This window comes from Streptomyces auratus (assembly GCF_050433025.1).
GTDB lineage: Bacteria > Actinomycetota > Actinomycetes > Streptomycetales > Streptomycetaceae > Streptomyces > Streptomyces sioyaensis.
The window spans coordinates 2,934,483-2,954,166 of sequence record NZ_JBNGCB010000001.1; the positions used below are offsets into that span (position 1 = coordinate 2,934,483).

General features: G+C 71.7%; 15 protein-coding genes, 1 tRNA gene and 4 pseudogenes. 15 read left to right on the forward strand and 5 right to left on the reverse strand.

What is annotated here, in order from left to right:
• Window positions 1-239 precede the first annotated feature (239 nt).
• Both BKA18_RS12650 and BKA18_RS12655 read right to left on the reverse strand, forming a co-directional pair.
• Entirely contained in the window at window positions 240-2,147 is a 1,908-nt protein-coding gene (locus BKA18_RS12650; RefSeq protein WP_366043235.1) for a YfjP family GTPase, read from the reverse strand.
• A gap of 473 nt (window positions 2,148-2,620) precedes the next feature.
• Entirely contained in the window at window positions 2,621-4,540 is a 1,920-nt protein-coding gene (locus BKA18_RS12655) for a GTPase domain-containing protein (protein WP_366043236.1), read from the reverse strand.
• Window positions 4,541-4,842: 302 nt separating this feature from the next.
• Between BKA18_RS12655 and BKA18_RS12660 the strand changes: the two genes are divergently transcribed.
• The 9 genes and pseudogenes from BKA18_RS12660 to BKA18_RS12700 form a co-directional block, all read left to right on the forward strand.
• Window positions 4,843-4,915 (forward strand) — tRNA-Arg (locus tag BKA18_RS12660).
• Between the two features lie 506 nt (window positions 4,916-5,421).
• Entirely contained in the window at window positions 5,422-6,096 is a 675-nt protein-coding gene (locus tag BKA18_RS12665) for a DUF3159 domain-containing protein (RefSeq protein WP_366043237.1), read from the forward strand.
• A gap of 251 nt (window positions 6,097-6,347) precedes the next feature.
• Window positions 6,348-6,698, forward strand: a pseudogene (locus tag BKA18_RS12670) (cytochrome P450); the annotation flags it as partial.
• A gap of 54 nt (window positions 6,699-6,752) precedes the next feature.
• Entirely contained in the window at window positions 6,753-6,947 is a 195-nt protein-coding gene (locus BKA18_RS12675; RefSeq protein ID WP_366043239.1) for a ferredoxin, read from the forward strand.
• A 3-nt stretch (window positions 6,948-6,950) separates the two neighbouring features.
• A complete protein-coding gene (locus BKA18_RS12680) occupies window positions 6,951-8,123 on the forward strand; it encodes an NAD(P)/FAD-dependent oxidoreductase (protein ID WP_366043240.1) in 1,173 nt (390 codons plus the stop codon).
• Window positions 8,124-8,214: 91 nt separating this feature from the next.
• Window positions 8,215-9,444, forward strand: a complete 1,230-nt coding sequence (locus BKA18_RS12685; RefSeq protein WP_366043241.1) for a cytochrome P450 — start codon at window positions 8,215-8,217, stop codon at window positions 9,442-9,444.
• A 159-nt stretch (window positions 9,445-9,603) separates the two neighbouring features.
• Window positions 9,604-10,812, forward strand: coding sequence for a sensor histidine kinase (locus BKA18_RS12690; protein ID WP_366043242.1), 1,209 nt, complete (start codon window positions 9,604-9,606; stop codon window positions 10,810-10,812).
• The gene (locus BKA18_RS12695; RefSeq protein ID WP_366043243.1) at window positions 10,809-11,483 is read left to right on the forward strand and encodes a response regulator; all 675 of its coding nucleotides are present in this window, start codon (window positions 10,809-10,811) and stop codon (window positions 11,481-11,483) included. The genes BKA18_RS12690 and BKA18_RS12695 overlap by 4 nt, the downstream gene beginning before the upstream one ends.
• A 122-nt stretch (window positions 11,484-11,605) precedes the next feature.
• A pseudogene (locus BKA18_RS12700) lies at window positions 11,606-11,746 on the forward strand (thiamine pyrophosphate-binding protein); the annotation flags it as partial.
• Between the two features lie 91 nt (window positions 11,747-11,837).
• On the opposite strand, the gene BKA18_RS12705 reads toward BKA18_RS12700, so the two are convergent.
• Window positions 11,838-12,407: a MarR family winged helix-turn-helix transcriptional regulator gene (locus BKA18_RS12705; RefSeq protein WP_366043244.1), complete on the reverse strand. Its 570-nt coding sequence runs from the start codon at window positions 12,405-12,407 to the stop codon at window positions 11,838-11,840.
• A 247-nt stretch (window positions 12,408-12,654) separates the two neighbouring features.
• Here BKA18_RS12705 and BKA18_RS12710 point away from each other — a divergent pair, with 247 nt between their 5' ends.
• From BKA18_RS12710 to BKA18_RS12720, 3 genes are all read left to right on the forward strand, one after another.
• On the forward strand, window positions 12,655-13,725 hold the full coding sequence (locus tag BKA18_RS12710) for an alkene reductase (protein WP_366043245.1): 1,071 nt from the start codon (window positions 12,655-12,657) through the stop codon (window positions 13,723-13,725).
• 84 nt (window positions 13,726-13,809) lie between these two features.
• Window positions 13,810-14,715, forward strand: coding sequence for an NADP-dependent oxidoreductase (locus tag BKA18_RS12715; protein ID WP_366043246.1), 906 nt, complete (start codon window positions 13,810-13,812; stop codon window positions 14,713-14,715).
• Between the two features lie 125 nt (window positions 14,716-14,840).
• Complete coding sequence (locus tag BKA18_RS12720) at window positions 14,841-15,980, forward strand: alpha/beta fold hydrolase (RefSeq protein WP_366043247.1); 1,140 nt, start codon at window positions 14,841-14,843, stop codon at window positions 15,978-15,980.
• 167 nt (window positions 15,981-16,147) lie between these two features.
• Here BKA18_RS12720 and BKA18_RS12725 read toward each other — a convergent pair whose 3' ends face one another.
• Window positions 16,148-16,918: a vWA domain-containing protein gene (locus tag BKA18_RS12725; RefSeq protein WP_366043248.1), complete on the reverse strand. Its 771-nt coding sequence runs from the start codon at window positions 16,916-16,918 to the stop codon at window positions 16,148-16,150.
• Between the two features lie 239 nt (window positions 16,919-17,157).
• Here BKA18_RS12725 and BKA18_RS12730 point away from each other — a divergent pair, with 239 nt between their 5' ends.
• The 3 genes and pseudogenes from BKA18_RS12730 to BKA18_RS12740 all read left to right on the forward strand — a co-directional run bounded on the left by BKA18_RS12730 (window position 17,158) and on the right by BKA18_RS12740 (window position 19,330).
• Complete coding sequence (locus BKA18_RS12730; protein ID WP_366043476.1) at window positions 17,158-17,919, forward strand: MerR family transcriptional regulator; 762 nt, start codon at window positions 17,158-17,160, stop codon at window positions 17,917-17,919.
• A gap of 128 nt (window positions 17,920-18,047) precedes the next feature.
• Complete coding sequence (locus tag BKA18_RS12735; RefSeq protein WP_366043249.1) at window positions 18,048-18,413, forward strand: hypothetical protein; 366 nt, start codon at window positions 18,048-18,050, stop codon at window positions 18,411-18,413.
• A gap of 95 nt (window positions 18,414-18,508) precedes the next feature.
• Window positions 18,509-19,330: pseudogene (locus BKA18_RS12740) on the forward strand (IS5 family transposase).
• On the opposite strand, the pseudogene BKA18_RS12745 reads toward BKA18_RS12740, so the two are convergent.
• A pseudogene (locus BKA18_RS12745) lies at window positions 19,275-19,650 on the reverse strand (aminotransferase class III-fold pyridoxal phosphate-dependent enzyme); the annotation flags it as partial. The pseudogenes BKA18_RS12740 and BKA18_RS12745 overlap by 56 nt on opposite strands.
• Window positions 19,651-19,684: the final 34 nt, after the last annotated feature.

Consider the following 19,684-nt stretch of genomic DNA (forward strand, 5'->3'; position numbering starts at 1 on the left):
CCGCGCGCTGCGTGGATCTCATGCTGCACGGGTTCGGCGGGCGCCGCGGCGGCGTGTGGACGGCCGGCCGCCTGTGGACAACTCGGCCACCCGGAAGGGTTATCGCGAGGGTACGGGGAGCCGGATGTCCGGAGCCCGGCGGGCGCAGCCGCCCTTCTCCTCACGCCCGCCTGCTTCCCGTCCTTCCGGCACCCCGCTCCCTCCCGCTCCCCGAGCCCTTCCTGTGCCCGCCCCCGTCGTCACACCCCCGACGCCACCGCGTACTGCTCCCGCACCTCGCGATAGCGCAACAGCTCGGCGGCGACCGGCTCCAGCACCCGTGCCCGGCCGCACCCCGCAGCCGCACCCCGCAGCCGCCGCTCCGCATCCTGCCCGTAGCGCCTGGCCGGCCCGCGTGCCACCGCCCGGCACAGCCACGTCAGGGCGGGCCCGCCCAGCAAGCCCAGCACCGCGGGCGACAGCCCGGAGATCCAGTCCGTCCCGTCGCCGAGGCCCGTGACCACGCCCAGCAGCCACAGGACGCCGACGACTTGGAGTACGAGCAGCAGCCCCTGCAGCGAGGCGGCAACCGTCCACCACCGCGGCTTCACGGCCGGCCCGCCCCGCAGCGACTCCTCGGCAGCGGCCGCCGCCTTGTCCAGCGCTTCGGGCAGTCCGTACGCACCCCGCTCGGCCGCCTCCCGCACCGCCTGGGCCCAGGGCGCCGGCAAGCCGTGCGCCGCCTCAGCGGCCACCGCCCGTACGGCATGCTCCACCACGGGCCGCGCCGCCGCCCGGCCGTCCACCGCCGGCTCCGCGCCACCGGCCGAACTCGCGCCCGCCCGCGGATGACCGGACGCACCCGGCTGCCCCATGAGGCCCTGCCGCACGCCGCTCCGCCCGCTACCGGTCCGTGCGGAGCCCGCCCTCCCGGTTCCCGTCGGCCCGGACCCCGTTCCGATCGGCCCCGCCTCGCCGCGTCCCGCGCAGCTCTGCCCCTTCACGGCCCTCTCGGCGCCGGGCCTTCCGCGTCGGGACGCTCCCACCCCCGTCGTCGCTCCCCGGGAAGCCCCCACGTCCGTCGTCCCCACCCCGGAGCCGGGGTTCTCCCACCGGCTCCCCCGTCCTCTCCGCCGCCCACGCAGCCGCGCCCACGGTGTCCCGCACGCGCGCTCCGCATGGCGCAGCCAATCGCGTTCCGCCGCCCGCCCGGTGGCCACCGCCCCCACCGCCTCGGCCAGCCGGTCATCGAACTCCGCGCGGGCCTGTTCGGTCAGCCCGACCGGGCACTGCGCCACGTACACCGACCGCAGCCGCTCGGCGGCCGCGTCCACATCAGCCGCCAGCCGCCGGTCCACCGCCCCCCGCTCCGCGACGAACTGGCCCAGCGCCTCCCGCAGTTCCCCCACGCCCTTGCCGGTCGCGGCGGAGAGCGCCAGCACCGCCGCCCCGGGCTCCCCGTGCTCCCCCAGCGCCAGGCCGTCCTCGTCCAGCAACCGGCGCAGATCGTCCACCACCTGGTCGGCGGCGTCCCCCGGCAGCCGGTCCACCTGGTTGAGGACGACGAACATGACTTCCGCGTAGCCCGCCAGCGGCCGCAAATACCGCTCGTGCAGCACCGCATCGGCGTACTTCTCCGGGTCCACCACCCAGATCACCGCGTCCACCAGCTCCAGCATCCGGTCCACCTGGGCGCGGTGCTCGGTGGCCGAGGAGTCGTGGTCGGGCAGGTCGATCAGAATGAGTCCGCGCAGCTCGGAGTTGCCGTCCGCCGGGGCGTGCCGACGATGCGTGGGCACACCCAGCCGGTGCAACAGCCCCTCCGCGCCCGGCCGGCTGCCCGGCCAGACGCAGGCCACCGGCTCCGCGGTCGTCGGCCGCCGCGGCCCGACCTGCGAACGATTCGCCCCGGCCAGCGCGTTGAACAGCGACGACTTACCGCTGCCGGTCGCCCCCGCGAGCGCGACGACGGTGTGCTCACCGGACAGCCGGAACCGCTCGTCCGCCGTCTCCAGCACCCGCCCCGCACTCTCCAGCGCCCGCCCGTCCAGCCGGGTTCGGGACAGCGCGATCAGCTCCCGCAGGGCGTCCAACCGCCCCCGCAGCCCGCCCCGCACGGCCCGCCGCTCCCCGTCCTCGGCCCACCGGTACCCGCTCCCCTCCGCCATGTTCTCCCCGCCCCTCGACCGCCGCGGACGGACCATGCCCTCCGCACGCGCCTCGGCGCGCGCCGCAGTGAACACCTCCCCGGAGCCCGCTTCCCCGTCCCTGGCAGCGGCCCCCGCCCTCCCCCTTGTCCCGTCGGCACGATCCCCGGCGGACGAGGCCACCCCCGCCGCAACCGCCGACTCCACCCGCGCCCCGCTCGCTCCGTCCCGCAACCCCAGCCGGGACTCCCCTACATCCCGCGCCCGCCGCGCAATCAGCCCGTCATCCCAGACGCCACCGGCTCCCACGGGCGCCACGGGCCCCGTGTCCCCCTCCGGATCCACACCACCCACCGACCCCCCGCCGCCCACCGGCGCCGTACCCTCCACCGCCCCCTCACCGACGTCACCCGCCGCCTGCCGTCCGCTCGCCCCCTCCCCCGACTCGCGTCCGTCCCCCGCGCCCTCCCCGGAACCGGTCACCTCGGACACCTTCACCCCGACACCCCCTCCTTCCCCATCGCCATCTCCCTCGCCATCGCCGTCTCCCCTTCCTTCCTCTGCTCCTGCTGTTTCTCGCGCTGCAATACGGACAGTGCGGCGATCAGCTCCGCCTGCTGGTCCAGGGGCACGGTCAGCTGGTCCAACGGAGCCAGCCGCCGCTCCCGCTCACCGTGCAACGCGCGCTCCAGATATGTGGCCAACAGCCGGCTGCCCCGGTCGCAGAGCCGCAGCGCACTCTGAGCCCCCAACAGGTCAGCGAGGTTCTCGCCCGCCGTACGGGCGCGACGGCCACCGAGCAGGGCGGTGGCCAACAGCGCCGCCGACTCCTCGGGCTCCACCGACCCCGCGCGCTCCCCTGCCTGACCGGCCCGGGCCTCGCGCGTCTCCTCCTCGGCGAGCTCCTCCAGGCAGCGCCGCCAGCGCCGGACGATCACACCGAGCCGTCCGCCCGCACCCGCCGCGCCCTCAGCCGTCGTCAACGCGACCTCGGCCGCCGCGGGATCGCGTCGCCAGGCATCCGCGGACCGCTCATCGGCCTCCTCCACGGCGCAGGTCAGCAGCGAGGTGAGGCCATGGGTCAGGGCATCGAGCAACTCGTCCGACCGGCCGTCGAGCCCATGGTCACGCCAGTGGGCGCGGGCGTCCCCGGACAGCACCTCCCCGGCCGCGACCTCCTGCCGTACGCGCTCCGCGGCCCGCTCGTACGCCTCCTCGACCCGGCCGGCCAGCCGCAGCGCCGCGGCGTGCTGGGCGGCGGCGGCCCCGGCCAGCGCGGGCAGCCGGCTGCGCAGCGAGGCGATCACCCCGGTGGCCGTACGCTCCGCGGCGGCCGCGCGGGCCACGGGGTCCTGGGCATGCCGCTCCAGCCAGTCCCGCAGCGCCGCGACGGCCGTGGCGGGCAGCAGCCCGCGCCCGCCGCCGGCCGACTCGGGCAGCTCGGGAATCGTGAACCGCGGGACGTGGCCGAGACCGGCCCGCTGGAGAAGTTCCGCATACCGCCCGGAGATGTCGGTGGCGATCTGGTGCGGCACCCGGTCCAGCACGGTCACCAACGTGACGTCGTACTCCTTGGCCGTCCGCAGGAGGTGCCAGGGGACCGCATCCGCATACCGGGCGGCCGTGGTGACCAGCACCCATACGTCCGCCGCGCAGATCAGCTCCGCGGCCAGCTCCCGGTTCCGCGCGACCAGCGAATCGATGTCCGGGGCATCCAGCAGCGCCAGGCCACTGGGCAGCCCCGGCTCCGTCTCGATCCGCACCGTGAGCATCCCCGAACCCGCGGCCCCGCCGCCCGCCACACCCACCCCCCACTCCTCACCCGCCCCGCGCGCGCCACCACGCCCCTCACGCCCCGACCGCCCGCCCTCCCCGCCGTGGAGCTCCTCAGCCATACGGCGCCCTTGCGCGCCCTGCACTCCGGTCGCCCCACGCCCGCCACCGGCCGTCACTCCGCCCACTCCCCGGACCCCGAACTCCCCCCGGCCCAGGCCCGCACCCGCCGCGTACTCCCCCTCTGCGCCGTCGTCCTGCTCAGGCACCCACATCCGGGCGAGCTGCGGCAGGACGCGCGGTCCCGCGAACCACCGGAGATCGTCGGGATGACAGACCAGCACCGGCGTACGCGTCGTCGGACGCAGCACCCCCGCCTCCGAGACCCGCCGCCCCACCAGCGAATTCACCAGCGTGGACTTGCCCGCCCCGGTCGATCCGCCGATCACCGCGAGCAGGGGGGCCTGCGGGGAACGCAAGCGGGGAATCACGTAGTCGTCGAGCTGGGCGAGCAGCTCGGCCCGGTTCCGCCGGGCCCGGGCAGCCCCCCGAAGTGGCAGTGGAAAGCGTGCGGCGTCGACGCGGTCGCGCAGAACGGACAGTGCATCGAGCAGCCGGGGTCGTACGTCCAAGGTCGCCACATGTGCAGAATGCCCAATTTCGTTGCGCTTTTGAAGCGTATAACCCCTCGTGCGCGCCGCAAGAATGCGTACAGAACGGGATCAGTGGCGCATGAGGCGCTCGCGACGAGCGAGACTGAGGCATAACGAGTGCACAACACCCGACGCGCGGGACGTCAAAAGCGGTGCAGGATTCGTACCTGCCTGCGATTATCGGGACCGCTTCACGGAACCTCCACAACGTGCCACGGAGGTGAAGCAACCGGGACGAGGCACCCGGACCTCTATCCTTGACCGCGGTCCGTGATCCACGTCCACACCCGGCCCCCGTAGCTCAGTGGATAGAGCAGGTGCCTTCTAAGCACTTGGCCGCAGGTTCGAGTCCTGCCGGGGGCGCTTTTCTCAGCCCGTTGCTCAGCCCTCCCTCGTGGAGGGCTTTTTTGCAGGTCAGAGGCGGTTTAGTGGGTCCGGCGCGGCGGCTTTGGCAGGGCCGGACCGACTCCCGGGGCGAGGGTGGCAGTCCGGCTGACGCCGGTTTTGAACGGCTCTCGGCGGCTGGTGCTCGCCCTTCTCTCCGAGGAAGAGAAGATCGCCGGGCTTGAGGCCGTCCTTCTCGATCAGATTGCGCAGGATTGCGACGAGGGCCGGATGCGCGGGGACAGGCCGGGTGACCCGTCCAGCCTGGTGCCGAGCGCGAGCAGCACGTCGTCGACGTGCTTGGTGTCCTCCCAAGTGCGTCTGCGCCTGCGCCTACGTCTGTAGGAGGGTGCTGCCTGCCCTGCTGCGTTCGTAGCAGGGCAAGTGTCTGCGGACGGGCAACGACAGCGTCGCGCTCGGACGGCACCGTGGGTGGTGTCCGAGCGGCGGGACGAGCGCCGCCTGTCGAAGAGTCTGGAGCAGTCGTGGATCCTGGAGCACATCGCGACGACGCCACCACAACCGTTGTCCGTCGCCGGCTGTGTGACACGGCGATCGATGTCGCCCCGGTCTTCGGGTTCACCGTGAGCTTTGCCGCCACGCACCGGCTTGCCGTGGCGTTGGCGCTGGCCATCGCGGCCGGGGCCGGGGTGTGCGTCTACCGGGTGGTGCGCGGGGAGCGCGTACGGCGTCCGCTGGTCGCCCTGGGGTTGATCTGCGTCGGGGGTGCGTTGGCTGCCCGCACCGGTCAGGCCACGGACTTCTTCCTGCCCAGCTTGGTGGTGCACTGCGTGATGGCTGTGGTGACGCCGGTGCTGCTGGCTCTTGGCTGGCCGCCGATGGGCCTGCTGGTCGGCATGGTGACGGGGGAGCGGACGAGGTGGCGGCGCTGTGCGGTGCGCCGTCGGGCCTTCACCAAGGGGAACCTGGTGGTCCTCGCCGCACACCTGGCGATGCTGGCGATCCAGCTCCCGCTGTTCTTCTCCGGTCAGGCCGTCGCTCTCGGGTCGGTCGACGTTCTTGGTCCGATCGTCCTCGCGCTGGCTGCGCTGTGGGGATGGCGCGTCTACCGCCGCACCGTCGGTACCCACCGCTGTACCACCCATGACCGCCCGGGCGCCGAGACCTCTCCCTGTTTGGAAGGGGCTTCCTCATGGTGACCGATGCACACGCTGCTCCCACGACGCAGCCTACGGTGCGGACCTGCCCCTTCGATCCTCCGCCGGGTTACCGCACGCTGCGGGAGAACGACCCTGTTGCGGAGGTGACGTTGCCCGACGGTGCGCCCGGCTGGTTGGTCACCGGCTACGAGGAGGGCCGAGCGGTACTGGCCGACCCGCGGCTCAGTTCCCGACGCCGCCGGTTGCGGACCGGCGGCGCTCCGGCAGACGACGCGCCGGTGCCGCCGCCCCAGTTCGGCGTGCGTCGCACGGCCGTGCAGGACCTGGAGCTGGCCGGCCACCGGATCCCGGCAGGCTCCACAGTGGTGGCCTGCCTGCCCTCGGCGAACCGCGACACGGGGCGCTTCCCCGGCGACCCCGACCGGCTGGACGTACACCGGCCCTCAAGCCCGCACCTGGCGTTCGGGCATGGCATCCACCAGTGCCTGGGCCAGCAGTTGGCCCGGGTGGAGTTGACGGCCGCCTTGTCCGCTCTGGTCGACCGGTTCCCCACGCTGCGGCCGGCAGTGCCGGTCGAGCAGGTGCCGATGCGCGACGACATGCTCATCTACGGCGTCCACGCACTGCCCGTGACCTGGTAGGCCGCCCCACCGCGGTCACCTGTCCAACGACATCGAATCGAAAGGAAGTACCCCGTGAGGATCACCATTGACGAGGACAAGTGCGTGGGTGCCGGTCAGTGTGTGCTGGCCGCAGATGAGGTCTTCGACCAGCGTGACGAGGACGGCATCGTCGTCCTGCTCGACCCTGCCCCGCCGCACGGGCTTTTGGCCCGTGTCGAGGACGCGGCTGCTCGCTGTCCCGCGCTGGCCATCGAGGTGGAGCAGTAGGCCATGGACCACATAGTCGTGGTGGGCGCCTCGGCCGCGGGCCTGACCGCAGCCGACACCCTGCGCCGCGCGGGCTTCGCCGGCACGCTGACCATGGTCGGCGACGAACTGCGGCCCCCGTACGACAGGCCACCGTTGTCCAAACAGGTCCTGGCTGGTGACTGGGAACCCCACAAGGCCACTTTGCTCCAGGAGAACGCCATCCAACGGCTGGGAATGCACCTGACGTTGGGGCGCCGGGCAACCGGACTGGACCCGGTGGCCCGCACCGTCGACCTGGACGGCGGCGAGCGGATCGGCTACGACGGGCTGATCATCGCCACCGGACTGAGGCCCCGGCGCCTGCCGTTCGGTCGCGACCTGGCAGGGGTGCACGTGCTGCGCACCCTCGACGACGCCCTCACGCTGCGCGCCCAGTTGCTGGGTGGGCCCCGCGTAGTGGTGATCGGTGCGGGATTCCTCGGCAGTGAGATCGCCGCCACCGCACGCGGACTCGGCTTGGACGTCACGCTCGTGGATGTCGAGGCCACTCCGCTGGCCAGGCAAGTCGGCCCTGAAATAGGTGAGTTGGTGGCACAGATGCACCGTGATCACGGGGTTGAGGTGCGGATGCGCCGCCGCGTCACAGACGTGATCGGGCAGAACGGCCGGGTCGCTGCGGTGGTGCTTGATGACGGCACCCGGCTTGCCGCCGACGTGGTCGTGGTGGCCATCGGCTCGGTACCGGCCACCGACTGGCTGACCGACTCCGGGATCCCGCTGGGAGACGGGGTGCTGTGCGACCCCACCTGCCAAGCGGTGGCAGGCGTGTACGCGGCCGGGGACGTCGCCAACTGGCCGCATCCCCTCGCCGGTGGTCGGATCCGGCTGGAACAACGGGCCAACGCCACCCAGCAAGCCGTCATCGCCGCCAAGAACCTCCTCGTCGGCCCCAACCGTTCCCTGTCCTACGCCCCGATACCGTTCGGCTGGACCGACCAGTACGACACCAAGATCCAAATACATGGCTGGTGCCCGCCCGAGGCGTACGCCGAGGTGGTCGACGGCGACCTGCCCTCACGCACGTTCGTCGCGCTGTATTACGCGGGCGGCCGGGTCGTCGGCGCGCTCGGATGGAACAGCCCACGCGCCCTGCTCCAGTACCGCGGGCACATCGCCCAGCACACCGCCGTCTGACTCCGGCCCTGGCACACGGCACCGCCCCGACGCACCGGTCACCGGTCACGCCCGGCACCGGCAAACCCACCCCCTGACACAAGGAGCTCTCGTGACCTGCCCTGCCCACGAACCCGTCCCTCTGCCCCGCGAACGCGACCACCCCTTGGAGCCCGTGGGTGCCAAGATCCGCCTGCTGCGCGAGGAACCGGTACGCAAGGTCCGCTTCCCCAACGGAATCGACGCCTGGCTGGTCTCCGGCTACGAGTACTTCCGCGCCGTGCTGGCCGATCCACAACGGTTCAGCAGCCGCAAGGACGAGATGGAGCCGCAGATGCGCGCGGTCTCCAGGCCGCCGGTGGACAATGCCGCCGCGTTCAACCGCGCGGATGGCGATCAGCATCTGCACTACCGCCGCAAGCTGACCAAGGAGTTCATGGTCAAACGGATCGCCGTGCTGCGGCCGCGCATCCAGCAGATCGTCGACGAACACCTCGACGCCGTCGCGGCGCGCCCCGCTCCGGTGGACCTGGTGAGCGCCTTCACCTTGCCGGTGCCGTCGCTGGTGATCGCGGAAATGCTCGGCGTGCCGTATGAGTACCGGCAGGCATTCCAAGAAGCGGCGACCAAGATTCTCGGGCTGAACCCCACAGCGGATGAAGCGCAGCAGTCCTTCGGACGACTCGTACACATCCTTGCGCCGGTGTTCGACGCCAGGCTGAACCACCCCCGCGAGGATCTCATCAGCCGCCTGGTGCACGAACACCCCGACCTCAGCCGCGCGGAGCTGACCTCGTTGTGTGTCGGGCTTTTGATCGCCGGGCACGAAACGACCGCGAACTTCTCCGCGATGGCCATCCTCACCCTGCTCCAGCATCCGGGAGAACTCGCCAAGTTCACCACTCGCCCCGAGGCGGCCGGGCAGGCTGTTGAGGAACTGATGCGCCGCCTCACCGGTAACTCGAGCGGTGGCGGTCTCATCCGCCGAGCAGTGGAAGACATCGAGATCGGCGGACAGCTGATCCGCGCCGGGGACTGGGTCGCGGCGGATTTGGCTGCCGCGAACCTCGACCCGGCCCTGTGCCCGCACGCCGAAAAACTCGACCTCGACCGCGCCCCTGTGCAGCATGTCGCGTTCGGCTACGGCCCGCACGCATGCCTGGGACAGAACCTGGCCCGCGCCGAGCTGGAGATCATGCTGGTCAGCCTGTTCTCCCGCTTCCCGCACCTACAGCTGGCGGTGCCGGTAGAGGAACTGCCGTTCCGCACCGACATGCTCGTCTACGGAGTCCACTCGCTGCCCGTGACCTGGTCGAACGAGGTCGACGCTCGCGGGGCCTAGCCAGCTCCTCGCGGTGCCGCAGGGCCCCTCGATCGCCTCATGTCGAGGGGCCCAACGCCGTGGACGGTGCTCCCTGTGCTTCTCGGCGTGACGGCACCGCGGAGCGCGAACGGCGTCATCACCGCGCCGGACAGGCGGACCTACAGTGAGGGGGTGCAGATGATCGACAGGCCCAAACAGTGGCTGCGGGCCTGGCCGTGGACGGCTGGCCTGGCAGTCGCCGTGAGCTGCTTCGCCTTCTCCGCCCCGGTGGCCGTGGGCACCGCCTATTACCGCGGGATCTCGATCGCCTGGTGCCTCGGCAGCCTGGCGCTCGCCTGCGCGCCGCTGGTCGCACACACCCGCCGGCCGATCCCGGTCGTCGCCGTGACCTTGGCTGTCGACGTCGCCCAGACCTTGCTCTTCTCCTTCCCCGGGGCTTCACTCATCCCAGCCTTTGTCGCGGTCCACGCTGCGGCGCTGCGCACCGACAGGCGTGCGGCTTGGCGCGTCGGCGCGTGCGCGGCCGCGGTACTCGTCACCGCGACGCTGATCCGCGACCCAGGTCTGGACAACCTCTGGCAGCACCTGGCTCTCGTCGCCGGCATGGGCCTGGCGGCAGCCAGCGGCGACGCCACCCGCAGCCGCCGCCAACTGCTCGCCTCGGCCGTGGAACGGGCCGAACGCGCCGAGCGCACCCGGGAGGAGGAGGCCCGCCGCCGGGTCACCGAGGAGCGCCTGCGTATCGCCCGGGAGTTGCACGACGTGGTGGCCCACCACATCACCTTGGTCAACGCCCAGGCGGGCGTGGCCCACCACCTGATGCGCACCGACCCCGACCAGGCCTACCCCGCACTCGAACACATCCGGGACACCAGCCGGACGGCCCTGGACGAACTGCGCGCCACGGTAGGACTGCTCCGCTACGGCGAGGGCCCGGAAGCGCCCCGCGATCCCGTACCCGGCCTCGCCGACCTCGACGATCTGCTGAGCTCCTTCCGCCACAGCGGCCTCGACATCACGCTCAAGCGGACCGGCCGGCCGGGCACGTTGCCGTCGATCACCGATCTCACCGCCTACCGGATCGTTCAGGAAGCACTCACCAACACCCGCAAGCACGCCGGCGCGGTATCAGCACGAGTCCACCTGGACCACCGCACCGACGGCCTGCGGATCACCGTCGAGGACGACGGCCGCGGCACACCGGAAACCAGCGGCGACGAAGGCGCCCGTCCAAGCCCCGCCGGTACCGGCCACGGCATGATCGGGATGCGCGAGCGCGCCAAGGCCGCCGACGGCACCCTCACCGCCGGACCAACCCCCACCGGCGGCTTCCGCATCCACGCCGAACTGCCGCTGCGCGCTGACCACAAGGGCCTGACCACATGACGATCCGAGTCCTCCTCGCCGACGACCAGGCACTCCTACGAGGCACCTTCCGCATGCTCGTCGACTCCGACCCCGACATGGAGGTCGTCGCCGAAGCCGCAACGGGGCGCGAGGCCGTCCACCTCGCACGCACCCGGCAGATCGACCTGATCTTGATGGACATCCGGATGCCCGACCTCGACGGCCTCGCCGCGACCAAGCTCATCAGCGACGACCAGGACCTGGCGGACGTCAAGATCCTCGTTCTGACCACTTTCGAGAACGACGAGTACGTCGCCGAAGCACTACGCGCAGGCGCCAGCGGCTTCCTCGGCAAGGGAATCAACCCCGACGAACTCCTCAACGCGATCCGCGTGGTGGCCGCCGGCGACTCCCTGCTGTCCCCGGCCGCGACCAAGTCCCTCATCACCCGCTTCCTGGCCCAACCCGCCGCCCCCGGCCCGCGGACGCACCCGCAACTCGCCACGCTCACCCCCCGCGAGCACGAAGTGGTCACCCTGGTCGCAGCCGGACTGTCCAACGACGAGATCGCCGCCCGGCTCTACGTCACACCACTCACCGCAAAAACACACGCAAACCGCGCGATGACAAAACTCGGCGCCCGGGACCGGGCCCAACTCGTAGTCATCGCCTACCAGACCGGCCTGGCCCGTCCCGACGCCTCCATCTGAAACCTGCTCCTCCTTCGCCGGTGGGCGCAGGAACCACTCAGCCACAGTCCGACGATGCCTCGCAGGGCGGTGCGCGCCCTCCGCCGAGTCGTCCGACCCGGCACCTCTTACACCCCACGGGCACGTCGGGCCCCGGTGCCACCAGCCTGGTCACGCCGATCGCCGACGCGCACATGGACTCCGTACCGCTGGTGGCGATCACCGGCCAGGCCGCCTCCCGCGCGATCGGCACGGACGCCTTCCAGGAGGCGGACATCACGGGAGGGTGCGGCTCTGCCCGGCTCTCACCGGGCTTCTGCGGGTGGCTGCGGTGCGTACGCGGAGAAGCTCCCCGGGAGCCGGCGGGGCGAGGCGCTATCCCTCCCCGCTCGCACCCTCAGCACCGGCCGCATCGGCCGCATCGGCCGCACCGGCCGCACCGGCCGCGGCCCGGACGAGGTTCTGCTCCAGGCGTTCCAGGGTATGCAGGGCCGCGGCCCGCTCGTCGTCGGAGAGGCCCGCCGTCGAGAGGTCCTCGAGCTGGCTCCAGACCTGCTCGACCTCGCGGCGCAGGGCGTGGCTGGCCGCCGTGGGCTCGATGAGTGAGGCGCGTTTGTCGGTGGGCGAGGGGCGGCGGCGGACGAAGCCGGCCTGTTCCAGGCGCCGGACGGTGCGGGTCATGGTGGCGGCGTCGGAGTCCATCAGGCGCACCAGGTCGGTCTGCCGCTGGGGGCCGAGTTCCCACAGATGCATCATGACCAGCTCTTGACCCGGATGCAGGCCGATCCGGCGCAAGAGCTGTCCGGCGAACATGCGGTGCAGACGGGCCAGGCGGAAGATCGCGTGGCTGACCGGCCCGCCGCCGGCCGCGGCCGGCACCGGAACAGTGGCCTCCTGCCCCACCCCTGCGGGGCCCTTCCCGGCTTCCGGCGTGGACTGCGTCATCTACCTCTCACTTTCCTGTTTGGGCAGCTTAATCCTACCTCCCCGCCTCAGGCCGCACAGCATCCATGCCGCCCCAAGGCGCATACGGGCAGCCAGCAACGTGTGACGTGCTTCACACCTGAAAGCAGGAATGGATTCGTGGTCGTTACCTGTTCGGACAGGTGATTTACTTGTTCAGACAGGCATCTGCTGGGCGGGCTCCCGAGCGCCCGTGCCGCGGCACCTCACACCTCCCGAGGAAGAGACCATGACCACTGCTTTTGATCCGATCGTCCTGGGCGGCAAGCACCTGGCGAACCGCCTCGTGATGGCGCCGATGACCCGCAGCCGCGCCTACGGGCCGGGCGCCGAGCCGACCGAGCTGATGGCGACGTACTACGCGCAGCGCGCCGGCGCCGGGCTGATCGTCACCGAGGGCATCCAGCCCTCGCCGCTCGGCCAGGGCTACCCCGACACCCCCGGCCTGCACACGGCCGGGCAGGTGCGGGCATGGCGGACGGTGACCGACGCCGTGCACCGCGAGGGCGGTGCGATCTACGCCCAGCTGATGCACACCGGCCGCATCGGCCACCCCAGCCTGCTGCCGGACGGACTGGTCCCGGTCGGGCCGTCGGCGGTGACCGCCAAGGGCCAGGTCTTCACCCACGAGGGGCCGAAGGAGTTCGTCACGCCGAAGGAGCTGACCGAGGCGGAAATCCGGCAGACCATCGACGACTTCGCCCACGCGGCCCGCAACGCGGTCGCGGCCGGGTTCGACGGTGTGGAACTCCACGGTGCCAACGGCTACCTGATCCACCAGTTCCTCGCGCCCAACACCAACCACCGCACCGACGCCTGGGGCGGCGACACCGAGGGCCGCATCCGCTTCGCCGTCGAGGTCACCACGGCCGTGGCCGAGGCGATCGGCAGCGACCGGGTCGGCCTGCGGATCTCGCCCGGGAACCAGTTCAACGACATCTCCGAGGACACTCCGGACGAGGTCTACCTCGCCCTGCTGGACCGGCTCGCCGGCCTGGACCTGGCCTATCTGCACCTGATGGAGGGGCCGAACCGCGACCTGACCCCGCGACTGCGCAAGGTCTGGCCCGGCACGTTCGTCCTCAACCCGTTCACCTACCCCGACGCCACCGGTCCCGACGCGCTGGGCCTGATCGAGGACGGGAGCGCGGACATGGTGGCCTACGGCGCACTGTTCCTGGCCAACCCCGACCTCCCCCGGCGTCTCGCCTCCGGCGGTCCGTTCAACAACCCGGACAAGGCCACCTTCTACGGCGGCGACCACCGCGGCTACACCGACTACCCCACCCTCCCCGCCTGAGCGGCGCCTCCGCCGAGGCGGCCGCACAGTGCGTCACCGCACGTGCGGTTCTCCTCTCCACCCACCCCTACCTGGGAGTCTGCGATGTCCCAAGCGATCACCTTCTCCGAGTACGGCGCACCCGAGGTGCTGCGACTGTCGGAGGTCACCACGCCGGAGCCGGGCCCGGGCCAGGTCCGGATCCGCGTGCGGGCCGCCTCCGTGAACCCTCTCGACGTCAAGATCCGGTCCGGTCTGATGGCCAAGGCCGCCCCGGCCCGCTTTCCCGTGATCCCCGGCCTGGATGCGGCCGGTGTCGTCGATGCCGTCGGCGAGGGGGCCGACGCGGCCGTGGGCGATGAGGTTCTCGGTGCAGCCGTCGGCGGCAGCTACGGCGAATACGCCCTGCTCGACCGGCCGGTGGCCAAACCCCGGGCCCTGTCGTGGGAGGTCGCCGCCTCGCTGGTCACGGTCGGTCGGACCGCGTTCCGCGTGCTGCGGCAGCTGGAGGTGCGGGCGGGGCAGACCCTGCTCATCCACGGCGCCGCCGGCAGCGTGGGCACCGTCGCGGTGCAGCTGGCCGCCGCCCGCGGCATCACCGTCGTCGGAACGGTCGGCGAGCACGACATCGAGCGCGTCACCGCACTCGGAGCCACCGCGGTCCGCTACGGCGACGGCTGGAGGGAGCGGGTGAAGGCCGCGGCTCCTCAGGGAGTCGACGCCGTCCTCGACGCCTCCGGCGCCGGCGTACTCGCCGACTCCGTCGCCCTGACCGGTGACAGCGCACACGTCATCACCATCGCCGACATGTCCGCCGCGCAGCACGACGTCCGTTTCAGCGCCGGCGGCGCCGACCCGGCCGACGACTCGCTGTCGCAGCTGGTGCAACTGGCCGCCGCCGGCGCGCTCGAGGTCCCCGTATGGCGCGCCTATCCGCTCGACCAGGCCGCCACCGCACACGGTGACATCGAGGCCCGCCGCAACCGGGGCAAGGTCGTTCTCCTTCCCTGACCCCCTGCCGCCGCCTCGCATCGCCGGAGCGGACGAGGCGGCCGGGCCGCAGTCGACACCCCCGGCCGGCTGCGGCCCACCCGCCCACCGAATGCCCCCACCAAGGACGCAGGACCGCAAGACCCATGGCAGCCCGGCCCCCCATCCCCGTGCCGCTCACGGCCGACGCGGACCTCACCGCCGCGTTCGAGGTCCTCGGCCGGAAGTGGACCGGCATCATCCTCCACACCCTGGCCACCCGCCCCGCCCGCTACGGCGAACTGAGCACCGCCATCGAGCGCATCAGCACCAAGATGCTCGCCGACCGGCTACGCGAACTCGTCCAGACCGGGCTCGTCACCCACGCCGAACTCCCACCCGGGCCCGCGACCTACACACTCACCGCCGACGGCCGGGCCCTGCTGCCCGCCCTGGAACAGCTCCGCTCCTGGTCACAGCACCGCACGCGCTCCCCGAGAAAGGCAACGCCCATGTCCCCACACACCCTGCCCGAAGCCACCTTCGCCCGCACCGTCCTGGGCTCCGGCCCCGGCCTCGCCCTCGCCCACGGCGCCGGCAGCAGCATCGCCGGCACCTACGGCCCGATACTGGACGGCCTGGCCGCCCACCACACCGTGGTCGGTGTCGACTACCCCGGCAGCGGCGACACTCCCCGCTCCGCGACTCCGCTGTCGCTGGACGACCTGGCCGACCAGCTCGTCGCCGCAGCCGTCGCCGAGGGCCTGGACACCTTCGCGGTGTCCGGCTACTCCCTCGGCGGCCCGGTCGCCCTCCGCGCGGCCGCCCGCCACCCCGAGCGCGTCACCGCCCTCGTCCTGACCGCGACCTTCCCCCACCGGGACAACCGGCTCGCGCTGGCCACACCGATATGGCGCAAGCTGGCCGAGTCCGGCAACCGCGAACTGCTGGCCCAGTTCCTGACGATGATGGCCCTGGGCGCCGATGCGCTGGAGGCGATGCCGGACGAACAGCTCCAGCAGGCCCTCGAGTTCACCGCCGCCGGCGTCGCCGACGGCACCCCCGAGCACGCCGAGCTGGCCCCCCGGGTCGACGTCCGGAACGACCTGCCGGGCATCCAGGCTCCCACCCTGGTCATCTCCACCACCCAGGACTGGTTCACCGCCACCCGCCTGCATCACCAGCTCGCCGACACCATCCCCCACGCCCAGCTCGTGGAAATCCCCACCGGCCACCTGCCCATGGTGGAACGCCCCGACGAATGGCGGCAGCTCATCACCGACTTCCTCGACCGGCACGGCGCCTAGTACCGGTATGCGTGGGGCCGCACCGACAACGGCGGTGCGGCTCCGCGCATGGCGCCCACCCTGCGACGACCCCCGCCTTGACGACGCCGCACCTTCTCGGTGCGGTGGCCCGGGGCGCACGCAGCACATGCCTGTCCCACGCCCGCGGCGAGCGGCCCCCCAGGGTCTCAGCCTTTGACGATGCCGGCGGTACGAGCGGCGGACAGCCATGAGGGAAACTCCTGCAGCAACTGGTCGTAGAGCTCCGCGTCGGAGAGCGTCTTCGGCGACGGGCCGGCGGCGAAGAACCCGGCATTGTCGACCGCACGCCGGCCGGGTACCGGCAGGTCGTCCAGCTTGCGCAGGAAGCGGAACTCGTCGTCGCCGAATCCGACGAACTGCCAGAAGATCGGCAGCTTCGCGGCCGTACACAGCACATGCTCCGCAGCGGCCTTGGACGTGGGAGAGCCATCGGTCTGGAAGACGACAAGCGCCGGATCGTCGGCTCCGCTGGATTCGTAGTGGTCGATGACGGCCTGCATGGCGACGTGGTAATTGGTCCGCCCCATGTGTCCCATGGACTTGTGGAGAGGGTTGATGCGGTCCCGGTAGGCATCGAGGCTGATGTCAGCCGTCCCGTCGATATCCGTCGAGAAGAAGACGACCGGCACCACCCCGTCGTCATCGAGGTGGGCGGCCAGAGCGAGAGTCTGCTCCGCCAAGTGCTGCACGGAACCGTCTCGGTAGTACGGGCGCATGCTCCCGGAACGGTCCAGCACCAGGTACACGGCGGCCCGCTGCCCACCGACATCGTGCTTGGCCAACGAGACCGCGGCACTTTTGTAGAGGCTGACCAGCTCGGGAGCCCGGGCCGCGACCTTCTCCAGGCTGATGACCTCGGATGTGCCCTGCGGCTTGTCGTGACCGGTGCTGGGGCGCTTTCGATAGTCGATGGCCATGCGCCGTGATTATCCTCCGACCAACTGGCCCGTGTGGGCAGTTGGCCTTAGACCGCCCGGCAGTAGGTGGGTTCGAACGGCGGCTGTTGGTGATTGGTTCGCGAGCTGCGGCCTCTTTCGCGCTCACTGAGCGTGGTGCGAGCGGTGCGTGCCGGGGCCCGCTTGCGCTTTCCGCTGCGTCAACTCCTACGGTCACGGGTGTGGCCGGAGAGACCGGCCCGGCGATGAAAGGCACGGCTATGGCCTGGTCCATCGCGGACGTGGCCCGGATGTCCGGGGTGACGTCCCGGACGCTGCGGCACTACGACGAGATCGGGCTGCTTGTTCCCGCGTACGTCGGGAGCAACGGCCACCGTTACTACGAGGAGGCCGGGCTGCTGCGGCTGCAGCGGATCCTGCTGATGCGGGAACTCGGTCTGGGACTGCGCGAGATCGCGGCGGTCCTGGAGCGCCAGGTCGACCAGGTGGCCGCGCTGCGCGAGCACCACCGCAGGCTGCTGGCGGAGCGTGAGCGGCTGGACGTGCTGGCGGCCACGGTCGGCCGCACTATCGCCGAACTGGAGGAAGACAAGGACACCCACGACATGACGAAGATCAGCAAGCCGGAGAACCTGTTCCAGGGCTTCGACACCGCCCGCCACGAGGCGGTCGCGCGCGAGCAGTGGCCCGAGGAGGTGGAGCAGTCGGGGCAGTTCGCCGGCACGCTCACCGACGAGGACCAGGCGCGGCTTCAGCAGGAGGCCACTGCGGCGATAGTCCGCATGGCCGAGGCCATGGCAGCCGGCATGCCGGTGACCGACCCGGCGGTGCAGGCCGAGGTCGATGCCCACTACCGGGGCATCTGCCGGATGTGGACCCCGAATGCGGCCGCGTTCAAGGCGCTCGGGCAGAGCTATGTCGACGATGTGCAGTGGCGCGCGGCCTACGACCAGGTCGCCATCGGGCTCGCCGCCTACCAGCGCGACGCGATGGCCGCCTACGCGGACGCCCGCCTGAGCTGACCGGCCACCGGCCGCTGGAGGGCTGCAGACCTCCAGCCCCGGGCGGCTTCCACCCGATCCGATCCACCGCCCGTCAGCGCCCCGTTCGCGCGAAGCGGCATCGCCGCACACCCGTTGGAGCATCCGCCGTGATCCCCGCTCACTGGCCCCGCCACCACCGCCTTGAGGACAACGAACTCCTCGGCTACCTACGCCCGGTCGACGACAATCCGCTTCTGTTCACCCCGGTCACTGTCTTCGGCCACCCGCTCGGCGCACCCACCAACGAGCATCACGCCCGCCAGTGCCTGGACTGCATGGGGCTGAGCTACCTGGCCCGGGACTGGCTGCTGTCCCTACCCGGCCGCCCGGACCCCGTCGCCGTCCGGATCGTCGAAGCCACCCCGCAACAGCTCCGGGTGCAAAACGTCGACTACGGCTACGCAGACGCCGACATCGGCCACATCTTCGTCCTCGACGTCCCCACCGCCGCCGGGCAGCTCCACCCGCGCTGACCCCCAGCCCGGCAGCCCCGGTCGCATCGGCGGCGCTGGAGGGGACGAGAGCGGCGGCGGCACCACTTGCGGCGTCATCCCCTCCCGGAGATCTCGTGCCCGTCCTGCCGTCCTGCCTGCTCGAACCCTTGTGGGATCAGTTCGCGGCGCTGCTGCCTGAGCATGTGGACACACACCCACTGGGTTGCCACAACCCGCGCATACCCGACCGGGTGGTCTTCGAGCATGTCATCGCCGCGCTGGTGCACGGCTCCGGCTACGAACGCATCGCCAGTCCCGGCTGCTCGGACCGCACCATTCGGCGCCGCGTCAGCTACTGGGTCCAGCTGGGGATGGCCGAGCAGATCCACGCACTCGCACTGGAGGCGTACGACCGCGTGATCGGCCTGGAACTCGGCGAGCTGTCCGTGGACGGCTGCATCACCAAGGCCCCGTGCGGCGGGGAGGCCGCCGGATGCTCGCCGGTGGACCGGGGCAAGCAAGGCCTGAAGCGCTCGGTGGCCACCGAGGCGACCGGCGTCCCGCTCGGCATCGTGGCGGCAGGGGCCAACCGCCACGACTCCCCGCTGCTCGTGCCCACCCTGGAGACCGTCAAAGGGCAGGTCGGCCAGCTCCCCGACCGAGTCGACGTCGACCTGGACCGCGGCTACGACAGCGACAAGACCCGTTGTACATCGCCGAGTTGGGCTTCACCGGCGAGATCGCCCGAAAAAGCGTCCCAGCGCCAATCCAGGCCGGCAGGAGATGGGTGGTGGAGCGCAGCTGAAGGAGACGGGGAACGACGCCGCTGGGCAGGGCCGAAGTTGTCGGCTCTGCCCGGCGCGGGTCAGTCGGCCGGGCGGGCCAGGACTTCGGCTCGTTGGCGCCGTCGGGGGCGACGCCCTTGCGGTCGTAGCCCCATTGGGGGGCGACCTTGATCGCGGTCTCGACGGCCTCGGTTACCGGTGTTCATCGCCAGCACGAGGTCCATGCCGGCGAGTTCGGCGAGGTCGCGGCAGAACGGGCCGAGGCGGTCGTTGTGGAACGCCCGGCTGGTGAGGGTGAGGCGGGCCAGTTGCTCCTGGGCCGCGGCGGTGAGCCGGGGATGGCCGTGGCCGAAGTTGAGGGCCGAGTATCCGGCCAGGCAGTCGAGGTAGCGGTGGCCGTCGACGTCGGTGACCCAGGCGCCCTGGCCGGAGGCCAGCACCACGGGCAGCGGCTGGTAGTTGTGGGCGGTGGCCGTCTCGGCCAGGGACATGTGGAGCTGGGTCGCCGAGCCGGGGTGGGGCGCG